The 20,843-nt window shown below is 40.7% G+C and carries 20 protein-coding genes; 12 read left to right on the top strand and 8 right to left on the bottom strand.

Annotation, left to right across the window (positions count from 1 at the left end):
- Positions 1–247 precede the first annotated feature (247 nt).
- Positions 248–742 (bottom strand): DUF2306 domain-containing protein, encoded by a 495-nt coding sequence (locus CPIN_RS14470; RefSeq protein WP_012790555.1) that lies wholly within the window; start codon positions 740–742, stop codon positions 248–250.
- A 410-nt stretch (positions 743–1,152) separates the two neighbouring features.
- Between CPIN_RS14470 and CPIN_RS14465 the strand changes: the two genes are divergently transcribed.
- Positions 1,153–1,578 carry an OsmC family peroxiredoxin gene (locus tag CPIN_RS14465; protein WP_012790554.1) on the top strand — a complete coding sequence of 142 codons (426 nt, stop codon included), beginning with the start codon at positions 1,153–1,155 and terminating at the stop codon, positions 1,576–1,578.
- A gap of 374 nt (positions 1,579–1,952) precedes the next feature.
- Positions 1,953–2,801, top strand: coding sequence for a helix-turn-helix domain-containing protein (locus CPIN_RS14460; RefSeq protein WP_012790553.1), 849 nt, complete (start codon positions 1,953–1,955; stop codon positions 2,799–2,801).
- Between the two features lie 103 nt (positions 2,802–2,904).
- Here CPIN_RS14460 and CPIN_RS14455 read toward each other — a convergent pair whose 3' ends face one another.
- A complete protein-coding gene (locus CPIN_RS14455) occupies positions 2,905–3,465 on the bottom strand; it encodes a hypothetical protein (protein WP_012790552.1) in 561 nt (186 codons plus the stop codon).
- A 162-nt stretch (positions 3,466–3,627) separates the two neighbouring features.
- Positions 3,628–4,218 (bottom strand): hypothetical protein, encoded by a 591-nt coding sequence (locus tag CPIN_RS14450; RefSeq protein WP_012790551.1) that lies wholly within the window; start codon positions 4,216–4,218, stop codon positions 3,628–3,630.
- A gap of 137 nt (positions 4,219–4,355) precedes the next feature.
- Here CPIN_RS14450 and CPIN_RS14445 point away from each other — a divergent pair, with 137 nt between their 5' ends.
- Both CPIN_RS14445 and CPIN_RS14440 read left to right on the top strand, forming a co-directional pair.
- Positions 4,356–4,940, top strand: a complete 585-nt coding sequence (locus CPIN_RS14445; protein WP_012790550.1) for a Crp/Fnr family transcriptional regulator — start codon at positions 4,356–4,358, stop codon at positions 4,938–4,940.
- Positions 4,941–5,005: 65 nt separating this feature from the next.
- Positions 5,006–5,869, top strand: coding sequence for an SDR family oxidoreductase (locus CPIN_RS14440; protein ID WP_012790549.1), 864 nt, complete (start codon positions 5,006–5,008; stop codon positions 5,867–5,869).
- Between the two features lie 88 nt (positions 5,870–5,957).
- On the opposite strand, the gene CPIN_RS14435 is transcribed toward CPIN_RS14440, so the two are convergent.
- Entirely contained in the window at positions 5,958–6,725 is a 768-nt protein-coding gene (locus CPIN_RS14435; protein ID WP_012790548.1) for an SDR family NAD(P)-dependent oxidoreductase, read from the bottom strand.
- Between the two features lie 319 nt (positions 6,726–7,044).
- Between CPIN_RS14435 and CPIN_RS14430 the strand changes: the two genes are divergently transcribed.
- The 3 genes from CPIN_RS14430 (at position 7,045) to CPIN_RS14415 (ending at position 9,259) form a co-directional block, all read left to right on the top strand.
- The gene (locus tag CPIN_RS14430; protein WP_012790547.1) at positions 7,045–7,623 is read left to right on the top strand and encodes a Crp/Fnr family transcriptional regulator; all 579 of its coding nucleotides are present in this window, start codon (positions 7,045–7,047) and stop codon (positions 7,621–7,623) included.
- Between the two features lie 307 nt (positions 7,624–7,930).
- Complete coding sequence (locus CPIN_RS14420) at positions 7,931–8,689, top strand: SDR family NAD(P)-dependent oxidoreductase (RefSeq protein WP_012790546.1); 759 nt, start codon at positions 7,931–7,933, stop codon at positions 8,687–8,689.
- Positions 8,690–8,860: 171 nt separating this feature from the next.
- The gene (locus tag CPIN_RS14415; RefSeq protein ID WP_012790545.1) at positions 8,861–9,259 is read left to right on the top strand and encodes a response regulator; all 399 of its coding nucleotides are present in this window, start codon (positions 8,861–8,863) and stop codon (positions 9,257–9,259) included.
- A gap of 153 nt (positions 9,260–9,412) precedes the next feature.
- On the opposite strand, the gene CPIN_RS14410 is transcribed toward CPIN_RS14415, so the two are convergent.
- Positions 9,413–10,387 carry a hypothetical protein gene (locus CPIN_RS14410; RefSeq protein ID WP_012790544.1) on the bottom strand — a complete coding sequence of 325 codons (975 nt, stop codon included), beginning with the start codon at positions 10,385–10,387 and terminating at the stop codon, positions 9,413–9,415.
- A gap of 439 nt (positions 10,388–10,826) precedes the next feature.
- Between CPIN_RS14410 and CPIN_RS14405 the strand changes: the two genes are divergently transcribed.
- The gene (locus CPIN_RS14405; RefSeq protein ID WP_012790543.1) at positions 10,827–11,129 is read left to right on the top strand and encodes a hypothetical protein; all 303 of its coding nucleotides are present in this window, start codon (positions 10,827–10,829) and stop codon (positions 11,127–11,129) included.
- A 474-nt stretch (positions 11,130–11,603) separates the two neighbouring features.
- Here the strand turns inward: CPIN_RS14405 and CPIN_RS14400 are convergent, their stop codons facing one another.
- The 3 genes from CPIN_RS14400 to CPIN_RS14390 all read right to left on the bottom strand — a co-directional run bounded on the left by CPIN_RS14400 (position 11,604) and on the right by CPIN_RS14390 (position 13,977).
- Positions 11,604–12,359 carry an SDR family NAD(P)-dependent oxidoreductase gene (locus CPIN_RS14400; protein WP_012790542.1) on the bottom strand — a complete coding sequence of 252 codons (756 nt, stop codon included), beginning with the start codon at positions 12,357–12,359 and terminating at the stop codon, positions 11,604–11,606.
- 268 nt (positions 12,360–12,627) lie between these two features.
- On the bottom strand, positions 12,628–13,392 hold the full coding sequence (locus CPIN_RS14395) for an SDR family NAD(P)-dependent oxidoreductase (RefSeq protein ID WP_012790541.1): 765 nt from the start codon (positions 13,390–13,392) through the stop codon (positions 12,628–12,630).
- Between the two features lie 216 nt (positions 13,393–13,608).
- Positions 13,609–13,977, bottom strand: coding sequence for a hypothetical protein (locus tag CPIN_RS14390; protein WP_012790540.1), 369 nt, complete (start codon positions 13,975–13,977; stop codon positions 13,609–13,611).
- Positions 13,978–14,188: 211 nt separating this feature from the next.
- Here CPIN_RS14390 and CPIN_RS14385 point away from each other — a divergent pair, with 211 nt between their 5' ends.
- From CPIN_RS14385 to CPIN_RS14370, 4 genes are all read left to right on the top strand, one after another.
- Complete coding sequence (locus CPIN_RS14385) at positions 14,189–14,965, top strand: NUDIX hydrolase (protein WP_012790539.1); 777 nt, start codon at positions 14,189–14,191, stop codon at positions 14,963–14,965.
- A gap of 252 nt (positions 14,966–15,217) precedes the next feature.
- On the top strand, positions 15,218–15,808 hold the full coding sequence (locus CPIN_RS14380) for an RNA polymerase sigma factor (RefSeq protein WP_012790538.1): 591 nt from the start codon (positions 15,218–15,220) through the stop codon (positions 15,806–15,808).
- A 113-nt stretch (positions 15,809–15,921) separates the two neighbouring features.
- Positions 15,922–17,058 (top strand): FecR family protein, encoded by a 1,137-nt coding sequence (locus tag CPIN_RS14375; RefSeq protein WP_012790537.1) that lies wholly within the window; start codon positions 15,922–15,924, stop codon positions 17,056–17,058.
- A gap of 231 nt (positions 17,059–17,289) precedes the next feature.
- A complete protein-coding gene (locus CPIN_RS14370; protein ID WP_222838205.1) occupies positions 17,290–20,841 on the top strand; it encodes a SusC/RagA family TonB-linked outer membrane protein in 3,552 nt (1,183 codons plus the stop codon).
- Positions 20,842–20,843 lie beyond the last annotated feature (2 nt).

The raw sequence follows: 20,843 nt of genomic DNA, 5'->3' as shown, positions 1-20,843 counted from the left end.
AGATGCGTCTGAAGGCTTTTTTTATGGTGGATGATTAATGCGCGTATGTCCATACCATATATTTTATGTTTGCACACCAAAATCACCCCTATTTGAGCACTTAGTGTAAACATCACACGACCAAACCTAATAAAGATTCCGCTAAGAATTGATTTTCACGCGATTTACACAGCGTTGAATATTGTTTCTCCGGGAGCGTCTCTAACTGTAATCTTCGTTCATTGTAATTTGTCTGATCTGAATCTTTTTAGATAGACGCCGTTCTGTTCTTTTTCCTTTGCTGTATAATCTGGTATACGGTACCGGCAATAAACAATACCAATAGGATTAGCAGCGTCTTAGCAATTATAGGATCTTTTATATCCTTAGCCAGCGGGTGACCTAACGGAACACGGGTGAAAGTTTCATTAACCGTTGGTATCAGTGACAGGAAAAAGCTGAAAGACAAGCAAAAGTTTTCAAAATATCTGGCTCTAACATTCCCTTTCTTTCTCCAATAAAGCAAATATGCGCCAATAATTAAAATAACGATAAATATCGAAAAAGCATGTCCCGGATTAAATCCACCATGTTTGGAGATACCTAAAGCTGTTAGTGAAGTAACTAACGTACCATAAAAATAAATTTTACCAGATAACTTGCTTAAATCGATTTTTCCAAACTTTACAAATGCTATCAGTGCAGCAATGATGGCTACTACGCCTATTACAGTATGAAAAATTCCTAAATTTGATAAGCCCATGATTTTTTCAGTTTTAAATTAATTGCCATTAGTGACATTGCAAATGTAGTTTTAAACAATAGGGAGCATTTCGTGATTTAGTTCAATCTTTTGGTAATTTGGTTCAAATCATTTAAACGTGGTTTCCCTATACTTTTTGCACGATTTAATTAGCTTCTGTAAGAAGTTTGTTTTTCTTCCGGGAATTAATGCTTCTACACAACACTTGTTACTTCCTAACGGCACCAGGTATCTCCAAGCATGGGATAGGCTAAGTGGCTACATCGGGATTTGTTAAACGACCTGTATTTAACAAATTAAGCATTTGAACCAAATAACCAAACTATTGGCCTTATTCACAAAATCCTTATCTGCTTTGTATCGCATCTTTGTACTGTCAATACTGGCAATCAAAATAAAAACTATAAAAGATGAAACGTACAGCAAAAGCACAATGGACAGGAAATGCAAAAGAAGGAAAAGGTGAATTAACTACTCAGAGTGAAATATTAAACAAAACAAACTACAGTTTTAAGACGCGCTTTAGTGGTGAAGAAAAAGGAACAAATCCCGAAGAATTATTAGCTGCAGCGCATGCAGGTTGCTTTACTATGGCTGTAAGTTTTGCACTTACCGAACAAGGCACGCCGCCAGCATTACTGACTACTGAAGCTACTTTGTCAATGGAAGGTTTTGCTATATCTGGAATACATTTATCTATTACAGGCATCATACCTGGAATCAGTTTGGATACATTCAGTGACTTCGTAAGAGCAGCAGAAAAGAACTGCCTAATATCTAAAGCATTAAGTATACCGATTACTTCGGAAGCCCATCTTACTTTTATTGAAAATTAAAGCAAAATTCTGCGAATACTGATAGCATCCAATTCAACAATTAAGGAGCATGACCTACTTTGGTATTTGACAGCCATTAAAGAGTGGCGTATATTATGACTGGAAGCGACATCTGTTTCCAGTCATAACTTATAACCAGGCAAAGACAAGATCATTAGCAGCTATAGCCCTGCCGTTGACCATTGATTATATAATAATAATTATAGTTCGGCATGTATACAAAGTGTAATAAATCAATTTTTGTCAGTTGATTTCATAAAAAAACTGTTTTCCTGTACATTTGAGGTAATTAGTATTGTCCTTAAAATTACAAATACAAAAATCACATCCTGTCTGTGCATTCACAGCTGTCGACAGACCAACAAATAAGAGATATGGTAACTGACTATAAAAAGATGGACTTATTTGGGGAAACCTTTATTCAAAAAGTTATATTACAACCCCCTTTCGAGTTTCCCTTTCCAGTAAGAGACAGTGCATGTTTTTTATTCTCTATGGAGGGGGACTTACAATTTCACCAGGAAGAAGAGCAATATGAAGTTTCAAATAACTACTCGTTACTTCTAACATGTGTAAACAGTGGAAAGAAAGTCAGCAACTCCGCAAAAAGTACTAAAAATGAGGTTGTAGTTATAAGTTTTCACCCTGGTACCTTAAAAAAAATTTATGAGAGGGACCGGCCTTTACTGCTTCAAAAGCCGAAAAATAATATATCAAATCAATGCAGCGAAAAGGTAAATAATGATTTTTTGATAAAAAAATATATTGAAGGTCTTTTGTTCTATTTTGAAAATCCCTCTTTGGTAAATGAGGATATTTTAATTATAAAATTAAAGGAAATTATTCTTTTACTTTCGCAAACTCAAAATGCTGACACAATCCAGGTAATTTTATCTCAGCTATTCTCTCCGGCCACTTATACTTTCAAACAAATTATAGAGGCAAATATATTTTTACAAGTAGGTGTTGAAGATCTCGCACAGAAGACCAATTTAAGTGTTTCATCTTTTAAAAGGGAGTTCGCAAAACATTATAACGACTCTCCAGCCAACTATATCAAAACTAAAAGGCTTGAAAAGGCCGCTGAATTGCTTATCGCCTCTGATGAACGTGTCACGGATATTGCATTTGATTGTGGCTTTAATGATCTGGCAAATTTCACGAAAAGTTTTCATGATAAGTATAATATTACACCTACTAACTATCGCTTGAAATCAAAGTAAGCACTTATAAATAAGACATTTTTTTTCTGAATGGGGTAAGCTCTGCTTTATTTTCGGGTATACTATACAGTTCATCCGGGGCTGATAAAGACATGGACTACTTTTAAACAAGCCTTCTTTTCACCAATAAGAATTGCTGTATTGGTTTATAAATTGTTTTGATCCCTTTTTTCAATCCGTCCTTATATGCGGCCAGGTACTTTGCTGATAACTTAGGATTTTCGTCAAAATGCAAACGATACAATTCAAATTTACTGTCATTTACCAACTCCCTTGCATAATGTAGCCCTCTGCCGTATTCACCGTAAGCAATTTTCCTTACCCCTGACTCAATAATGCATTCAAAACAAAAGATGGCAATAGAAAACTGTTGACTGGCTATTCTTACGCCAGCCATTGTATATAATACATCCGCATTATCCGGATTGATAATGAATGCTTTAATGATATACCTTTCAGCCATTCTCCATTTCCTTTTATCTATCTGCTCACGCATAGTATTGTCATCTTCAAACCTGCATTCATCAAGATAAGTCTGGGCAATACACTGAAGCAGGTAATAATCTTCTTTATAATCCAGTTTTTTAATAAGATTCCTGGCCTTTACAGAATCCGTTCCAACTGTATTGCGGTATTCATCGATTATTTTTTCTTTGTTTATCATCTGATTGAATTATTTTTTGCGATTTAGGTATATGATAAATAATTGTATACTGCAGCTATATGCGGCACGAATTTATTTACATGGCATATTGTCCCATCATATTTCGAAGAACACGATAAGCTGAGGTATTGACAGACAAACGTATTATTTACTTATAATCAATCAACGAGCATCCGGATTTACACTTTGATCGTCCGTTTTGTCGCCATAAAGCCTGCTCAGTACCCAAACCGCCCAACCTATATAGGCCAACAGGATTGCCAGCTCTGTGATCAATAATGACAATGAAGGCTTGGCTGGCTGTGCAAAATCATCCATTAAAGCCAGTATACCGCTTCCCTTGTCTACCGGGGGCACATAACTACTATATTCTTTCACAGCTCTCTGATAATAAGCTATTCTTGTTGGAATCGAAATAACGATCGATACCAGAAGGATATAACAGGCGACCTGGAGCGGCAATTTTTTTTGTTTGTCACGAAATTGCACAAAGGCAATCATTAGAAAAACTGCAAACAAAATTGAAAAAAGCGGTATATACGAAAGGGTATAACTCCTGGTCCACATAGCCAACGGATATTTTATCGTATCCAGGACTTCGTGTGGGAAGCACAGGAACAATGTAATACGTGCTGCATCGGGTAGCCGAATAGTCAATAGATTCAAACCCAGGGGTAAGATCCATTTTACAAGGATAATCAAAGCTATCACTGCCGCCGATGTTGTAATCTGTTTTCGCTGGAGGGTCTTCATAGGTACATTTTAAGACGAAAATAGAAAATTGCCGGGTGGGAAGCAATATACCGGAATAACAGGATAAACTTGCCGTTGAATTCCCAGGGAAGACACCAGATATAAACCGGGTGATAATAATCACTAATTTTGAGTCGATGGATAAATTGATTGAATACCTATTGCAATTTGGCGCCCTTGACAGCGACCAAATTCAATTTATTTCCAATAAAGGGAAAGTGGTGACGCTGGTGACAAATGAATATTTCTCAGAAGCGGGAAAGACACCTAAGTATGTCGGTTTTATTCTTAAAGGTATTTTTCGGACTTGTTTCTATAATAACAAGGGCGATGATATTACGCATGATTTTATTGATGAGAATAATTTCGTCACCGATATGCAAAAGTTCGAAGCACAAGCTGTTGCCACTGAATATATACAGGCAATTACCGACTGTGAGGTGATCGTTTTTACGAAGAAAGACTGGGATGACATTGGCAAAACCATTGCTAATTGGGATGCCATTACCGGGCTAATATTAAGAAAATGTATCGGAGAAATTTTAGAAAGAAGAAACTTTCTGGTGACAGGAGATGCAACTGCCCGTTATATATCATTTATGAAAAAGTTTCCGACTTTCATTAATCGTATTCCGCTTTCGTATATCGCGTCCTATTTGGGAATGGCACAACCCTCCCTTAGCAGGATCCGAAAAAATATCAGCGAGAAAAACGCTTTTTAGCATTTGTTAAATGCCATGGTGTAAGATCTATGAATATTTGCATTCATAATCTTAAACACCTAGCAATGAGTAGTAAAGTTGTATTAATAACAGGAACCAATAGTGGATTTGGATATGTAACAGTAAAAACGCTTGCTTCCTTGGGGCACCGCGTGTACGCTACAATGCGGGATATACAAGGAAGAAATTCGGATCAGGCCAACGAGCTTTCTGCCATACCGAATGTATCGGTATTGGAGTTGGATTTGACGGATGAGAACAGTGTCAGTGATGCAGTTGCTACTGTGATCGCTAAGGAAGGTGCGATAGATGTACTGATTAATAATGCAGGCTTTTCAATGGTCGGTTTCGCAGAGAGTTTTACCGTTAGGGATGTACAGGAGCTTTTTGATGTCAACGTTATCGCGCCCTGGCGCTTAATAAAAACGATATTGCCGACAATGCGTAATCGGGCTGATGGGCTTATCATCAATATCAGCAGCGGATTTGGGAGGTTTTCATCACCTTTCTCAACCATGTACAGCGCTACAAAATTTGGTTTAGAAGGCATCAGCGAAGGCTTACACTACGAATTGAGACCTTTAGGCGTGGATGTTGCCATTGTTGAACCGGGCCCTTTCCCTACCGGAATGATGAATAATATCAGATACGGTTCTGACCAGTCGGTTACACCTGCTTACGAATATTTTGCAGAATTACCCAATAAGGTAGGTGCAGCTATTGGTGAATTGCTGCAAACAGTTCAACCTGACCCGCAAGAAGTAGCAGACGCCATTAACAACTTGATCAATCTATCAAAAGGACAAAGACCGCTGCGCACCGTGGTAGACAGGGCAACCGGCGAATTTGTAAAAGCAGCCAATGATGCAGTTCAGGTGCAATACGAAAAGGGATTAAGAGCTTTCGGAATGGGTGAATTGCTGCATTAATGCGCTATCAGGAAACGAGGCTGTATCATTTTTATCAATGATACAGCCTCGTTTGGTTAGCATATACACCTGATAAGGTAATGCTGAGTTACCTGAACATCGTTATATTCGTTACACCGCCATCTGATAGGATTTCGGTACCTACGACAAAGGATGATTCGTCAGATGCAAGAAATACGGCGGCTCTCCCAATGTCTGACGGCTGACCAATCCGTCCGGCTGGTATTAAATCTGTCCAGATTTTCTTAACGGTATCAACCTGTTCTTCCGGAATAAACTTATCAAACACTGGAGTATCTATTGTACCTGGTGACAATACATTTACACGGATCTTTCTATCCAGGAGGTCTAATGAAAAGCCCCTTGCAAAGGAAATGACTGCGGCTTTCGATGCCCCATAAACCGACATACCCGGAAATGCGCGGTGCCCGGCTATTGATCCTATTAGTACAATTGAACCGCCATCATTCATATAAGGCAATGCTTTATGCACTGTAAAATATACGCTTTTTATATTCAGGTCTATGTAGGCATCAAAATCAGCCTCTCCGATATCGGCAACAGAGCCCATTTTTCCGCCTTCTACCGCGCCGCCCGCATTAACAACAAGCGCGTCGATTTTTCCGTATTTGTCATATGTTTCCTTAAACAGGCGTTCGAGATCATCCAATTTCGTAACATCGGCCTGAATACCAATAAATCGTCCATCCAGGCGAGCAACTGAACTGTCTATTGCGGCCTGTTTTCTTCCTACGATGGCGCCTACGGCACCTTCGCTTTTAAATGCTTCAGCAATACCAAATCCGATCCCACTGTTACCACCTGTTATTACGGCTACCTTATTTTCCAACTTCATAAACATTAATTTTTACTATTTTCAAAGGTCACACTAAGCGCCTGATACTGAAAGGGCATTTGACGCAAAATGCTTGTGACAAATATCACAGGTTACTACCAGGTCGCGCTACCGGAATGTCGGCAATACAATCGTCTTTTAATGCCTGCATAGCTTCCTGACTAACAGTGTTCGAACCGTGATATCTATCAAACAAAGGACGGACAGGGTAGACAGGTCCGAACGGCACTATCGCTGTTCTGTCACGAAAATTTCATTTCTTTAGGCTGAAGCAGATAAACACCGATTTTGAATAATTTCGCTTAACGTATAGAAAATAATGTTTGAAGTATTTGAACAATACCTAATTGAAAAAGCCGGACTGAATGAGCAGGAAATTGCAGCGGTACGGGCCGTCAGCGTGGAAAAGAAACTCCGCAAAAGGCAGTATCTGCTTCAGGAAGGAGATGTTTGCGTCAATAACTGCTTCGTTGTAAAAGGATGTCTGCGTTTGTATCTTGTAGGCGAAAATGGTACCGAACACATGCTGAGATTCGCCGTAGAGAACTGGTGGATGAGCGATCAGGAAAGCTTAAATAATGGTATACCATCTAAAAACAACATTGATGCGCTGGAAGATTCTGAATTGATCCTGATCAGTCAAACAGATTACATCCATTTACAAATGACTATCCCCAAGCTACGTGACATGGTCGAAACCCTTAAAGCAAGAAGTTTCGAAGCCAGCCAACGCCGGATAGTCAGCAATATCAGTTTTTCAGCGGAAGAAAAATACCAGCATTTCATCAATACTTACCCGGACATCTTTTACCGGATTCCGCTACATATGATCGCCTCATATCTGGGCATCTCAAGGGAAACACTTAGTCGCGTCAGGAATCATTTCCTTCACAAATAAAGCGCGTATCAGAAAACCTTATTGAATTCGCTTCAGGATCGAACAAAGATCAGATTACAGCCATACCCGCAGGGTATAATATCTATCTCCTTTTTTTAACCCTTCCATATTTGACCGTTAACGTAGAGGAGCAGGTGTCAGGGCTACTCTTTCTCCACAATTATGCTTTTGACATAGTGACAAATGTCACATGTATTTTAAGTCAAATGACCGCTATCTTCCAATACAGTCGTCCTACTTTTGACCCGAAGCAAAGACGGGAAATATTCGCTATCCGCACTGACTTCATAAACTTCAATTCAAAAAAATGAGACTCAAAAACAAGGTAGCAGTAATAACCGGCGGCAACAGCGGAATAGGATTCGGTATAGCCAAAGAATATGCGGCAGAAGGCGCAGTAGGTACAATTGTGGGTAGAAATGAAGAGACGCTTAAAAGTGCTGTAGCTGCACTTGGCGATCAATTTATTGGGATCAGATGTGACGTAACTAAATTGGATGAGCTGACTGGCATGTTTGCCGAAACAGCGCAGAAATTCGGTAAACTGGATGTACTGGTCGTAAATGCAGGTGGCGCCATAGGTGCAGGTACTGCCGGAAATCTGGCGGACGTTACAGAGGATAGTTTCGATAAAATAATGAACCTGAACCTCAAAAGCGTTTTCTTTACTGTACAGAAAGCACTCCCCTACTTAAAAGATGGCGCATCGGTAGTGATGATCGGCTCTCTTGCAGCACACAAACCCCTGGACGGACTGACGACCTATGGAGGCGCTAAAGCAGCTGTAGTGAACTTTGCCCGCTCGTTTTCAAAAGACCTGGCCAATAGGAAGATCCGGGTGAATATATTAAGTCCCGGAACAATTGATACCCCGGTGTTCGAAAAGTTTGGAATTCCTACGGATATCGCCATGGAGCTAAAACAACATGTCGGCACCTCGAACCTCGTTCAGCGTATAGGGCTCCCCTCAGAAATGGGTAAAGTGGCCGTTTTCCTTGGTTCTGACGACTCTTCTTTTGTAATCGGCCAGGAAATCGTTGCCGATGGCGGAGTATATCACTTTTAAACAGGTTCCATACCCTTACTTATTGTTAAACAGTAATGTTACCCGTGCCGCAGATTTCAAAGCGCATCATTAACGGTCTTTGAGCAGTTAACGCCATTCTACCATTCGGATGAACAATTTTTGCTATTTGGCATGCTTTTTAATTAAATAATAACAACTAACAATACAAGCATGAAAACTAAAACTGCTCCCAGCAAAGTATTAATCGTTGATGACGAAGGAGACCTGTGTCTGCTGTTGAACATACTACTCGAAGGAAAAGGAATGGAGGTCGAACATGTACAAAGTATTGCCAAAGCTGAGGAATTTCTTCTACAAGAAAAGCCTTCTCTAATATTATTAGACAATCGCCTGCCTGACGGTTTTGGCATCGACTTTCTAAATTTTGTAAAAGAAGAACATCCTGCAGCAAAAGTCATTATGATCTCTGGTATTGATGCGGCGGCTGAGGATGTAGCACTCGAAAATGGTGCTGATGCCTTTCTCAAAAAACCGTTTACAAAAACACAGTTGCACGAGGCGGTTAACAAGCTATTGAATAGAGAAGAAACTGTTATTTCGCCATTCTAAACGCGCTCCGGCGATGTTATGTTTGCAATTTAAATAGCATATTGAAATGGGCAGGGCATTCAATTGCCCTGCCCTATTGATGAAAAGCCTTGTAATTTACAAACATTTCTGTTTTAGACAAATATGTAGCGTCCTGCTTCATCGCGATAATAGCTATTCTTGCTTTAGTGTCATAAGCTTTTCTGAAATCATATTCCACCATATTGATTTGGGATGTGTTGTGTCTTGCTTGATGATAAAATCAGTTAAACGTTCTCTGTAAAAAAAACCAGGCACGTAAAGTTGAATACTATAACCTAAGGAATGGCTTATCCAGATTTCAGATTTGGGAGTACTTGTTACTGTGTCGAGTCTGTTTATAAAAAAGTAATCAATTAAGTCTCTTGAATCGAATGACATGGCTTTATTGTTTGTCGGCTCATGACTTGCATTATTGAAGTACGACTTTACATATCCCTGCCCATTATCAATCCACAAAATGAACCCTTTCTCCCCGGGCAAGGAGCCATTATCAAAAATGTATTTGCAAAGCATAATTGTGTCGATCCCTTTTTTTATTAAGGAACAAGCAAAATCCTCCGACTGCTTATCAATATTGTTAAGTCCGGCCCGACTCCAGCTATTGTTTACATTTCTAATTTTGAATTTACAACCAGCAGCATAATTTACATTATTTATGGAGTCATTTATCCAATCCTGCTCGTATTGTTTGTGACTGTCCAATAGATCCACGCTTGTAATGTAGGAGCAAGCTACAGGAACATAGTTACCTTGAATTTTTAGCAAATAAATATATTTATTTACACCCGACTTTTCGGTGAAGATATGCGTAACAATACCGGTATCACCCGCCTTGGGCTCAAATGTACCCCAACCACTTTGTCCTCCTCTTTTCCTTATCTCTTCAGATGGCCACTTAATCTTTTTCGACATATCAAGTGTGGAAAAAACGCCGCCCTCATGCCAGATCTTCACAGGTCTTCCAATAACATCCTTTACATCAATTGAGTCTTTCAAACAATAGTCTGGTTTGATGGTTTTGCTGTAATGTATCAATGCCTGGCTTTTTAATGTCAGGTTTGAAAAAAATATCAGGCCAGAAAGTACAAGTATTATTAGATGTTTCATTGTTCTTTGTTATGATGTAGAAAGAAACTATTTCTCTTCTACCGTACAGGAGTGATATTATTAAACTTGATTTAAATAATAACAAAAAAGGTTTTGTAATATTAATGCTTTTAAAATTATCAATAAGAAGGCTCGACGGTTCTCCCTGTAAGTGCGCAGGAGATTAGAAGCTGTTCGCGCTTTCTGTTTTATCCTATACCCTACACTTACCTTTTGTTCGGCACCGAAGATCAGTGTAAATCAATGCATCAACTATACGTCCAAGATCCAATTCATTAAGAAAAAATAAATCAGATTAGAGCTTATAATGAAATATTTTATCCCGTTACTAGTAACAGTTTGCTTTGTTTTAGGATGCCGTCCCTGCAAATGCTGTAAGTCGCATAACAGAATGCTCGTCCGAATCGATACAACTAAGACGCATAAATATTGGGGAAAGATGTGCGTGGTTAACGTGAAAGATACACTGTATGAAAATAGCGCAGGTCTGGTGTGTTTTGACATATTTGAGAGTGTAACAGGCAGAAGGGTGGAGGATGGTGTCATATGGTTTGATGGCGTTGATACATTTAAGCTGGAGTTCAATAAGGGCCAGGGATGCCGTATGATACCCAAAGGTATTTACAAGATCACAGTAGCAAGTTTTGATGGATATTCATTGGATGCCATTAAGAAAAATGTAAAAATTGAAAACAATAGAATAGATTTCAGATGTTATATGGGAAGATCCTTACAGTTTTAAGTATTTCAGGATCGACCATTTGGATAGGCTATCTAACATCAAGATACCAATGTTCTATACACCTGCCTGCAAATAAAAAAGAGCCTGTATCAAAAGTAAGATACAGGCTCTCTTTATTCGGGTACCTGATGGAATCAGGTAGTCATTTAAGTAATTCTAAGGATGTTCATTTATTTTCGATACATCCTCTTTTCATCATATAGTATATCCACTTCCTACATCTTAGCGAAAGTCAGTTTAATGCTATTCATATTCTTACGGTGGATAACTACGAAATACATCCCTGCCGGTAAAGCAGCAACATTTACAGTTAGCTTACTATCACCATTCAACGTTTCATATAGACACGCTTCCCTGTCGCACTGGAAATTTCAACATTACTGGCTGTTAAGGAAAACCCGCGTAAAAAATTATGGTAAGTGTTCCGATATATCTATGATATTCGTTGTCAGCAGGCGCTGTCCTGGCATAACTTTAGAACCCGTAAATGCCACCGGAAACAGCAAGCTGCTCTCCGGTAATCCATGCTGATTCATCAGAAGCTAAAAACACGGCTGCTTTTGCAATATCTTCAGGCTGTCCCATTCGGCCAAGCGGCGTATTTGCAATCAATACTTTCTCAAAATCACTGCCCATCACGCCCGATGTATGTGTACCTTCAGTTTCCACGGAACCTGGCAAAAGAGAATTGATACGGATATTTCTGGCACCCAGTTCTTTTGATAAAGCAACGGTTATAGCATCCAATGCAGCCTTTGACGCAGAATACACGGATCCTGTTACCATAGGCATTTTACTGGCGCCGGAACTGATATTGATAATGTTCCCTCCTTTATCGCCAAACAATTTTAATGATGCCTGTATCGTCAGAATAGATCCCCAGACATTTGTGTTGAATTGCTGGTGAAATGTGGTAGCCGATACCTGTTCAATTGGCTCGTATTGATAGATACCTGCATTATTGATCAAAACATCTAAACCACCAAAAGCATTTTTGGTTTCGTCAAACAGCCTGTTAACATCGGCTTCGTTTGCTATATCTGCCTGTACAGCAATAGCTGTACCTCCATTATCAGTAATCGCTTTTACTACCTTCTCTGCGCCCTCTTTACTGGCTGCATAATTCACTACTACCTTTGCTCCCTCTGCTGCGAGATACTTTGCTATAGACGCTCCGATTCCTTTTGATGCACCTGTTACCAGGACTACTTTGTTATTTAATTTTCCCATGTTTCTATTGATTTAATTCCTGAGCTACAAAGGTAGAGCAGCAAAGTTTATTTTAGTAACCTTGTAACTAAAAGTAACAGTAACATACAGGTAACAAGGTAACTCCTATGATACCAGGAAAAGTATCGGACCCCAATAGCCGCTTTTATTTAGACTACAGCAAAAGTGGTTTAGGGTAATTTCTTACTGCGTGTCCGGAACTTTTTTTAATAAAAAAAACATAAATGAATACAGGAATCAAACCAATTAGTAAATGCTGAACTGTTGACTATATGTTCATGCCGCCGGAAACTTCTATACGCTGCGCGGTAACCCATCTGGCCGCATCTGAGCATAAGAAGGCGACTACTCCGCCGATATCGTCTGGTTCTCCTACACGACCTAATGCGGTCAATGCAGTTACGTTGGCCCTGAATTGTGCATTATCCTTTACGATACCACCACCAAAATCTGTAGCAGTCGGTCCGGGAGCAACCGAGTTCACCCTGATACGTCTGGAGCCCAGTTCTTTTGCCTGATAGCGGGTAAGCGTCTCAACGGCGCCTTTCATAGATGCATATGCCGAATAACCGGGTACGCCTGATTGTGCCAGTCTGCTGGACAGGTTCACAATAGCCCCGCCATCCCGCGTGTAATGAAGTGCCTGTTGGGTAAAAAAGTATACTCCTTTGAACAGGACATTCAGGAGCAGGTCGAATTGTTCCTCTGTTGTGCTTTCAAAAGCCATGTGTAATCCGATACCGGCGTTGTTGATCAGATAGTCAAAACGATCGGTGTGAAAGTCTGTCTGCAGAATAGCAGTGAGTGTGGTAAAGAATGTGGGAAACGCACCCGTATTTTCTGTACTCAGTTGTAATGCAACAGCGTGTACGCCGGTGTGCTTTATCTGTTCAACTACTGCGAAGGCTTCCTCTTTCCTTGTATTATAGGTGATAATAACATCCGTTCCCTGGGCAGCTAATTTTAAAGCGATGTCTCTGCCAAGGCCACGGCTCCCACCGGTGACCAGTGCTACTGTCTTTGATACTGACATGTTCTATAGTTTAATTGTAGACACGAAACTATAGCAGCCTGAAAAATCGAAGCGTAGTCATTCAATGGTTATGATAGGACAAATAATGGTTTTAATTTGCTAAATCCTACAGGCCGGGGAATAAAAAAGGGAACACTTATTATAAGTGCTCCCTTTCTGTTTTAAACGCGGCCCCCCATTATAAAAATTATTCTATCATCACCAGGATTGATCTTACTAATGTTCTTTTCTACGTACGCCGGTGCTTGTAAAACCAGCCAGATTACCTTTCACATGATCCTCGTCAACAGGATCTATTGTTAAAGTCACATCATAGTCCTGGGATGTAAAGTCAATCGCCGCCGTCTTTCCGTTTTCAGTCACTTTGGTAATCTTAGTCAATTCTGCCCCGGTTGAGTCCTTTATTACCCCTCCTAGTTTACCATCCTTTCTTTCAAGTACAAAGGTCCTTTTCACATCACCATAAGGGGTACCAAAAATCATTACATCCCATGTACCAGGATAAAAATCTTTTGATTGTGCCTTTATGCCAGATACGGCAAATAGGCTAATAAACAGCACAAGCGTTGCTTTCAGTTTTTTCATGTGGTTTGTAGTTTTTGGTCGTTGGTATTTGATGTTTTAGTGATTAATCCTTCATTTCCCACAATAGTGGTATTGTCTTAATAATCTAACAGTTACACCATTTAGTATATTTCACTAAATGAATATAAAGACAATATTTCATTATTTAGTAAATTTTACTAAATAAATTTTAAAAGAGACTTTCCGCCACCGGAAAATGTTATTTTTGGAGATGCAAACAGAAGAAGAATTCAGGGATTTTATACTAAACGGACACTTGTATTACATTCCCCACGTTACTATCGACTGTGCTATCTTTGGTTACCATGCACAGCAACTCAAGCTGTTGCTTATCAAACACAGAAACATCGATAACTGGTCTTTGCCAGGGGGATATATTAAGCGTGCTGAGAAGTTGCTGGACGCTGCCAATCGCAATATAAAAGACCGTACAGGCATTGACAATCTGTTTTTGCAGCAATTCAAGACTTTTGGCGATCCGGATCGCATTCAGTTTGACAAATTCGATAAAAAGAAATGGCTGGAAGACACCGGATTGCCATCCTGGGAGGGCAACTGGCTTATTAATCAGACGATTTCGGTTGGTTTTTACGCTATTACTGATTTTTCAAAAACCAGACTACAGACAGACTTCATTACTGAGGCATGTGCCTGGTTTGACATTAATAATCTGCCACCGCTGGAATATGATCATGACGAAATGGTGCAGGAAGCGATGCATACCATGCGACTGCATCTGTATCACTATCCGATCGGGCTCAATATGCTGCCTGAAAAATTTACTTTGAGCGAGATCCATGCTTTATATGAGACATTATTGGGGAAAAAGCTGGACGTCAGTAACTTTCCAAAGAAACTGCTTGCGCTCAGACTGCTAAAAAAACTGGATGAAAAAAGGAGCATTGGCGCACACCGCTCGCCACATTTATATAGCTTTGATAAAGAAATGTATGCGTTAGCTTTGAAAGAGGGACTGGTATTAAGTTAAGACAGATACAATAAATAAACGATCTGACACCGGCGGACAAGCAATCAGGACGATTTATACCTGCATCAGGTTCATAGATAGCGATCAACCAGAATTATAGCATTCAAATTAAAGAGCTGATAAGTCATGTGCTCAACAACTACCAACAGCAATGACTGAACACGCATGATGGCATTATAGGGGGACTTTCGTTCATGACACTTTCATTTGAAAGTTACTGTTAAATTTAATTATTATATTGTTCGGGACAAGATGACGTATTATAAGAAGCTCACGGATCCGGAGTTGGCCGACCTGTTGAAGACCGGCGACGAAGCTGCTTTTAAAGTGGTCTATCAGACGTATTGGGACAAATTGCTTGTCATCGCAGGCAAACGTCTGGGAGATATCAATGAAGCAGAAGAAACCGTTCAGGATATCTTCCTGAATCTCTGGCGGCGTAGGGAAAAGTTTGAGCTGAAAGTCAATTTTGAACATTATTTTGCTGTGGCCGTCAAATTTGAGGTCATCAACCGACTGGCAAAAAGGTCCAGGGAACAGCAAAGAAATGATGCCTTTGCAAAAGAAACCCCGGTACAGCAGCTTCCTGTAGATGTCCGTTTCGACCTGGAAACGCTCCGTAAGGAACTGGAAACAACGATTAATACGCTTCCTCCCAAATGTCAGCTGATCTTCAGAATGAGCCGGGAAGGCAACCTGACGAATAAGAAAATTGCAGAAGCCCTTCATATTTCAGAAAAGGCCGTCGAAAAACATATCACTACTGCACTGAAAGTGCTCAGGTCCCGTTTCGGATCCCGTTTTACCATTGTATTGCTGTTATTGTCAGGCATGAAACATTAATTTCCCCTGCTCTATAGGACGATGCAACTATAATTTTCACTTTTTTTAATAATTTCTTAAAATTAAGGTAGGGTATCGTTCATTCTAATTGGCTATATAAAAAAGGAGCCGATATGAATCAACCAAACAACCCAGATCGGATTAACCTTCTCGCCCAAAAATGGCAGGAGGGCACTATAACAGCAGAAGAACGGGAGGAATTCGAAAAGTGGTACAATAATTTTGACAACTCTCTGGAAATAAACTCGGATGAATCGCAGACAGCAATGGAGCAGCGACTTTATAGTCTTATTGCCCAAAAAGGAAATATCCGTACAAAACAAACTATAAAATGGCCGCGCCTGGCAGCAGCGGCATCAATACTCCTTTGCCTGAGTATCGGCAGTTATTATTATATCAGGCAGGGTGAAGTAAAACAAGCCGCAAAGGTCATCAATCAGGACGTATCTCCAGGCAGTAATAAAGCGACACTGACCTTGTCGAATGGTCAGCAAATCTCGCTGAATGATGCAGGAAATGGTCCGTTGGCTGTCCAGGGAAATACTAACATCACCAAAACATCAGACGGGAATCTCGCTTATGAACCGGCGGACAAGCATACACCGGTATCTGCTTCAATTATTTACAATACAGTGACCACACCATTGGGGGGCCAATACCATCTTAGCCTGGCAGACGGAAGTGAGGTATGGTTGAACGCCGGTTCATCTATTAAATACCCGACAAGCTTTAACGGAACAGAACGAAAAGTCGAGATCACCGGCGAGGTTTACTTCGAAATTGCGCATAATGCGGCTAAGCCTTTCCGGGTCCTTACTTCACAGCAGGTCGTAGAAGTATTGGGCACACATTTTAATGTAAATGCATATCTGGACGAGACAGATATCAAAACCACTTTGCTGGAAGGTTCGGTGAAAGTAACCGGATCGAATAATACCAAAATCATACAACCAGGAGAACAGGCCGTTTTGAACAGCAATGGCCTGAATGTTACAAAAGCAGACCTGGAAGAAGCCGTTGCGTGGAAAAACGGTGAATTCCGGTTCAATGATGAAAAGATCGGCAGTATCATGCGCAAGCTCTCGCGCTGGTATGACATAGAAGTCACCTTCAAAGGTCCGGTGCCGGAAGAAGGGTTTAATGGAAAAATATCCCGGTACAAGAATATCAGCCAGGCATTAAAGATGCTCGAAAAAACAAAGGCCGTTCATTTTCAGATTGAAGGAAAGAAAGTAGTTGTGACGCAGTAGCGCTATGCTATCACGCTATCAGTTTCTGAAAAGCCATTCCGGGGTTCGAGACCGGAATGACTTAATGAATGGATATTTTCAATAGTCTTTAAACTATTTAAACCGCGAAGCACCCGGATCATCTGGACAATGCAAAGGTGCGACGCCTAAATCCATACTATACAAATGTACAAACTTCACGCTAAGATTCCCATGCAGCCGCCCGGCTGTATGGCTAAAATGCTATTGACTATGAAGTTAACTGCACTTCTCATGATTGTATTTACGATACAAGTCAGTGCGTCAGCCTTTGCTCAGAAAATCACGCTAAAAGAAAAGAACACACCGCTTGGTGAAGTTTTTAACAAAATCAGTAAGCAAACGGGCTATGATTTCTTATACACCACTTCTTTGCTCAGGGCCGCTAAACCAGTGAACATTGACGTAAAAAACACGGAGCTGAACGTCGTTCTTAAGGCAGTTTTTGCCGATCAGCCTTTTGATTTCAGCATTGAAGACAAATCAGTGGTCGTTACACCGAAGGCAAAACAGGTGGCACCGGCTGGTTCTTATAATATGCGGGCACTCATTGAAATCAAAGGCACCGTTGTAGACGCGGCGTCCGGGCAGCCAATTTCGGGTGCGATCGTCCTTATTAAAGGTTCCACACAAGGTGTGAGAACTGCGCCAAACGGCTTTTTCGTATTAAATAATGTTGACGAGAACGGGGCTATTATCATCAGCGCTGCCGGCTATACATACAAAGAGCTGCCTGTAGCCAAAAACATGGGTACGATAGCACTGGAAATTGCGACCAAGAATCTTAAAGAAGTAGAAGTAACAGTGAATACAGGTTACCAGCGCATCAAGCCTGAACAAAGCACAGGCGCAGTTGCCCAGATTAGTACAAAAGCCTATGAATCGAGAGTTAGCACCAACTTCCTGGATGGTCTGGTCAACCGTTTACCGGGTCTGATGATCAATAACAGCGTCTCCTTTACCAGTACAACACCAGGTGCAACAGGATCAAACTCAAGGAGTCTGTTCAATATTCGTGGTATATCCACCATGTCAGCTAATCAAACTCCGTTGATCGTGGTGGACGGCTACCCAACGGAGCTGAGCCTGAATATGATCGATCCCAATGAAATCAAAAGTGTAACTATACTCTCAGATGCAGCAGCTGCTACCATTTATGGGGTGAGGGCTTCTAACGGTGTGATCGTTATTGAACGTAAACAGGCGCTTGTCGGGAAACCAAGATTCGAACTCCGGCTTACCTCCAATATCACCCCTAAAGAAAACTATAACCGGTACAGGTACGCAGATGATGCCTCTGCCATTGTTACGGACTATGAACGAAGTATTAATACCGGTAGCGTCAATGCAACTACCTGGCCATTGTTATCAACGATCGGGAGCAGTGCTATTGTACCACACACGCCGGTGTACTACCTGCTTGCCCAGGCTGCTGCAAAGGTTATAACACCGGAACAATTTGCGTCCTCGTATGCAGCATTACAGCAATACGATAATAAGAATGAATACAGTAAATTACTATTGCGCTCAGCTGTCACCCAGACCTATACTTTAAGTACTTCAGGTGGTAATGAAAGAGCGCTGTATTATATTAAAGCAAATTATACACGCAACCGCCTGTCTCCACGTAATAATGATGATAATAACTGGTTACTCTCTGCAAGGACTACGCTGAAATTATCGCCAAAATTAACGCTGGATTTAACGACTGACTATGCAGAGTTAAGGAATAATAGTGCTCCCGTACCCGGCCTTGAAAGCCTCTCCCCTTTTGAAGCGCTGCGGGACGTTAATGGTAATCCACTTTATTCAACCAGAGTATCTCAGGTAAATCCTTATCTGAATAATTCACTGATGGGCAAGGGTTTGCAGGACATTCTTTATTATCCATTGGTTGATGTAGAGCAGATCAGTGATAAAGTCAAAACCGTCAATAATAAAATTACCGCCAACTTTAATTATAATATCGGTAAAGGCTTCGGATTGTTATTCGGCGGTATTTATGAGAACTCAAATACTGACACCCGTCATTATGCATCAGAATTCTCTTCTGAAGCAAGGGAGTATGTCGCTCAATACGTCACTGTCAATACAGATGGTACACTTAATTATAACATTCCCAAGGGTGGTTACCTGAGACAGGAAGCAGATAATTTCTTCAGCTATACAGCCAGGGCGAGTCTCTCTTATAACAAAAAAATAGCTTCTGATCATTCGTTTAATGCTATCCTGGGCGGAGAGTTGCGGAACGTTGTTTCAAAAAGTAATCTGGCTTCTTACTTCGGGTATAGCGATGAAACATTACTACAGCAACCAGTGAATTATGTAGGCATCACTGACGGATCAATAAGAGGTACTTTCCTGACAAGCTCGCCTCTTGCTAACCGCTATAATTCACTTTTTGGCCAGCAATACAATGAGGACAGGTACCTGTCGGGCTTCTCCAATATCGTTTATTCGTACAGGGATATGTATTCACTCAGCGGAAGTATCAGGATTGATCAATCCAATCTTTTCGGCACTAATCCTAAATATAAATATAAGCCGCTATGGTCCATCGGAGCGCGATGGAATGTCGAGAAAGAACGCTTTATGCAACAACTTGATTGGGTAAATCAGCTGACATTCCGTGCATCTTATGGTTTTAATGGTAACGTCGCGAAACTCTCCCTGCCACAGGTTATCGCAGGATATACGCTGACTCCTTACACAACTCCAAGAAGCACTGCCCTTGAATTACTATCCTATGCCAACAGCAGCCTGAGATGGGAGCAGACAAAGAATATTAACTTCGGAATGGACTACCGCATATTTACACATATCGATGGAACCATCAACTATTATATCAAGAAGAGCACCGACCTGCTTGGTAATTCGTTGATAGACCCTACGATAGGTATTAGTCCTTCCATTATCAACAATGCTTCTATTAATAACAGGGGTATTGAGCTCAGGCTGAATGCAGACTGGATCGCCCGTAAAAATTTTAACTGGAATACGGGATTTGTTATTGCAAGAAATACCAGCAAAGTAGTGGATGTTTACCAGCGGGTTGCTTATAATCCACAGACGTTAAATTCATTAGGATATGTGAAAGGCTATCCGGTAGGTGCGATGTTCTCCTATCGTGACGCTGGTTTAAGCAGTGCCGGTTTTCCACTGATAACAAATGGAAAAGGTAAAGTCTATGAGGTTGATAACAGCTCAAATAACACGCCACAGGGCCTCATGCTTACCAGTCTTCTTTCCAATGACACATCAGGCGTAACGCGTTATGCCGGCTCTTCTATCCCAACGATTAACGCTGGTCTGAGTAACCGGTTCGACATTGGCAGGTTCTATGTTTTTGCAATGGTCAATTACTACGGCGGGTTTAAAGTACGCGTTCCGGTGCCTGATCCTTCCGTTCTCCGACCACTTGCAGGGTCTGGCAACTACTGGAAAAATCCGGGGGATGAAAACCACACAGATATACCAAACCTCGCTACTTATAACAGCGGTAATCCCAGCTTTGTATACAGATATTCAGATAAATATGTTGTCAACGGCGATTATATCACATTAGGCGACCTTACGCTGTCATATAGCCTGGATAATCAGCCATTCGTAAAAAATATTGGATTTACGCACTTCGAAGTGAAACTACAGGGGTCTAATTTATGGACAAAGGGTTTTAATAAATACAATTACAGCGCGGCGGCAGGCAGTTTCCAGAAATCCTACATCACGCCGACATATTATCTGACAATTTTCACCAACTTCTAATA

The sequence above is a fragment of the Chitinophaga pinensis DSM 2588 genome, assembly GCF_000024005.1.
Classification (GTDB): Bacteria; Bacteroidota; Bacteroidia; order Chitinophagales; family Chitinophagaceae; genus Chitinophaga; species Chitinophaga pinensis.
This window is presented reverse-complemented; position numbering and strand designations above follow the sequence as displayed.

Coding starts and splice junctions, on each gene's coding strand:
- CPIN_RS14455 (WP_012790552.1), bottom strand. CDS start 3,465: ATGATAAACAAAGAAAAAATAATCGATGAATACCGCAATACAGTTGGA.
- CPIN_RS14435 (WP_012790548.1), bottom strand. CDS start 6,725: ATGAAGTTGGAAAATAAGGTAGCCGTAATAACAGGTGGTAACAGTGGG.
- CPIN_RS14370 (WP_222838205.1), top strand. CDS start 17,290: ATGAAGTTAACTGCACTTCTCATGATTGTATTTACGATACAAGTCAGT.
- CPIN_RS14395 (WP_012790541.1), bottom strand. CDS start 13,392: ATGTCAGTATCAAAGACAGTAGCACTGGTCACCGGTGGGAGCCGTGGC.
- CPIN_RS14430 (WP_012790547.1), top strand. CDS start 7,045: ATGTTTGAAGTATTTGAACAATACCTAATTGAAAAAGCCGGACTGAAT.
- CPIN_RS14465 (WP_012790554.1), top strand. CDS start 1,153: ATGAAACGTACAGCAAAAGCACAATGGACAGGAAATGCAAAAGAAGGA.
- CPIN_RS14450 (WP_012790551.1), bottom strand. CDS start 4,218: ATGAAGACCCTCCAGCGAAAACAGATTACAACATCGGCGGCAGTGATA.
- CPIN_RS14420 (WP_012790546.1), top strand. CDS start 7,931: ATGAGACTCAAAAACAAGGTAGCAGTAATAACCGGCGGCAACAGCGGA.
- CPIN_RS14440 (WP_012790549.1), top strand. CDS start 5,006: ATGAGTAGTAAAGTTGTATTAATAACAGGAACCAATAGTGGATTTGGA.
- CPIN_RS14380 (WP_012790538.1), top strand. CDS start 15,218: ATGACGTATTATAAGAAGCTCACGGATCCGGAGTTGGCCGACCTGTTG.
- CPIN_RS14410 (WP_012790544.1), bottom strand. CDS start 10,387: ATGAAACATCTAATAATACTTGTACTTTCTGGCCTGATATTTTTTTCA.
- CPIN_RS14375 (WP_012790537.1), top strand. CDS start 15,922: ATGAATCAACCAAACAACCCAGATCGGATTAACCTTCTCGCCCAAAAA.
- CPIN_RS14445 (WP_012790550.1), top strand. CDS start 4,356: ATGGATAAATTGATTGAATACCTATTGCAATTTGGCGCCCTTGACAGC.
- CPIN_RS14405 (WP_012790543.1), top strand. CDS start 10,827: ATGTGCGTGGTTAACGTGAAAGATACACTGTATGAAAATAGCGCAGGT.
- CPIN_RS14390 (WP_012790540.1), bottom strand. CDS start 13,977: ATGAAAAAACTGAAAGCAACGCTTGTGCTGTTTATTAGCCTATTTGCC.
- CPIN_RS14460 (WP_012790553.1), top strand. CDS start 1,953: ATGGTAACTGACTATAAAAAGATGGACTTATTTGGGGAAACCTTTATT.
- CPIN_RS14415 (WP_012790545.1), top strand. CDS start 8,861: ATGAAAACTAAAACTGCTCCCAGCAAAGTATTAATCGTTGATGACGAA.
- CPIN_RS14385 (WP_012790539.1), top strand. CDS start 14,189: ATGCAAACAGAAGAAGAATTCAGGGATTTTATACTAAACGGACACTTG.
- CPIN_RS14470 (WP_012790555.1), bottom strand. CDS start 742: ATGGGCTTATCAAATTTAGGAATTTTTCATACTGTAATAGGCGTAGTA.
- CPIN_RS14400 (WP_012790542.1), bottom strand. CDS start 12,359: ATGGGAAAATTAAATAACAAAGTAGTCCTGGTAACAGGTGCATCAAAA.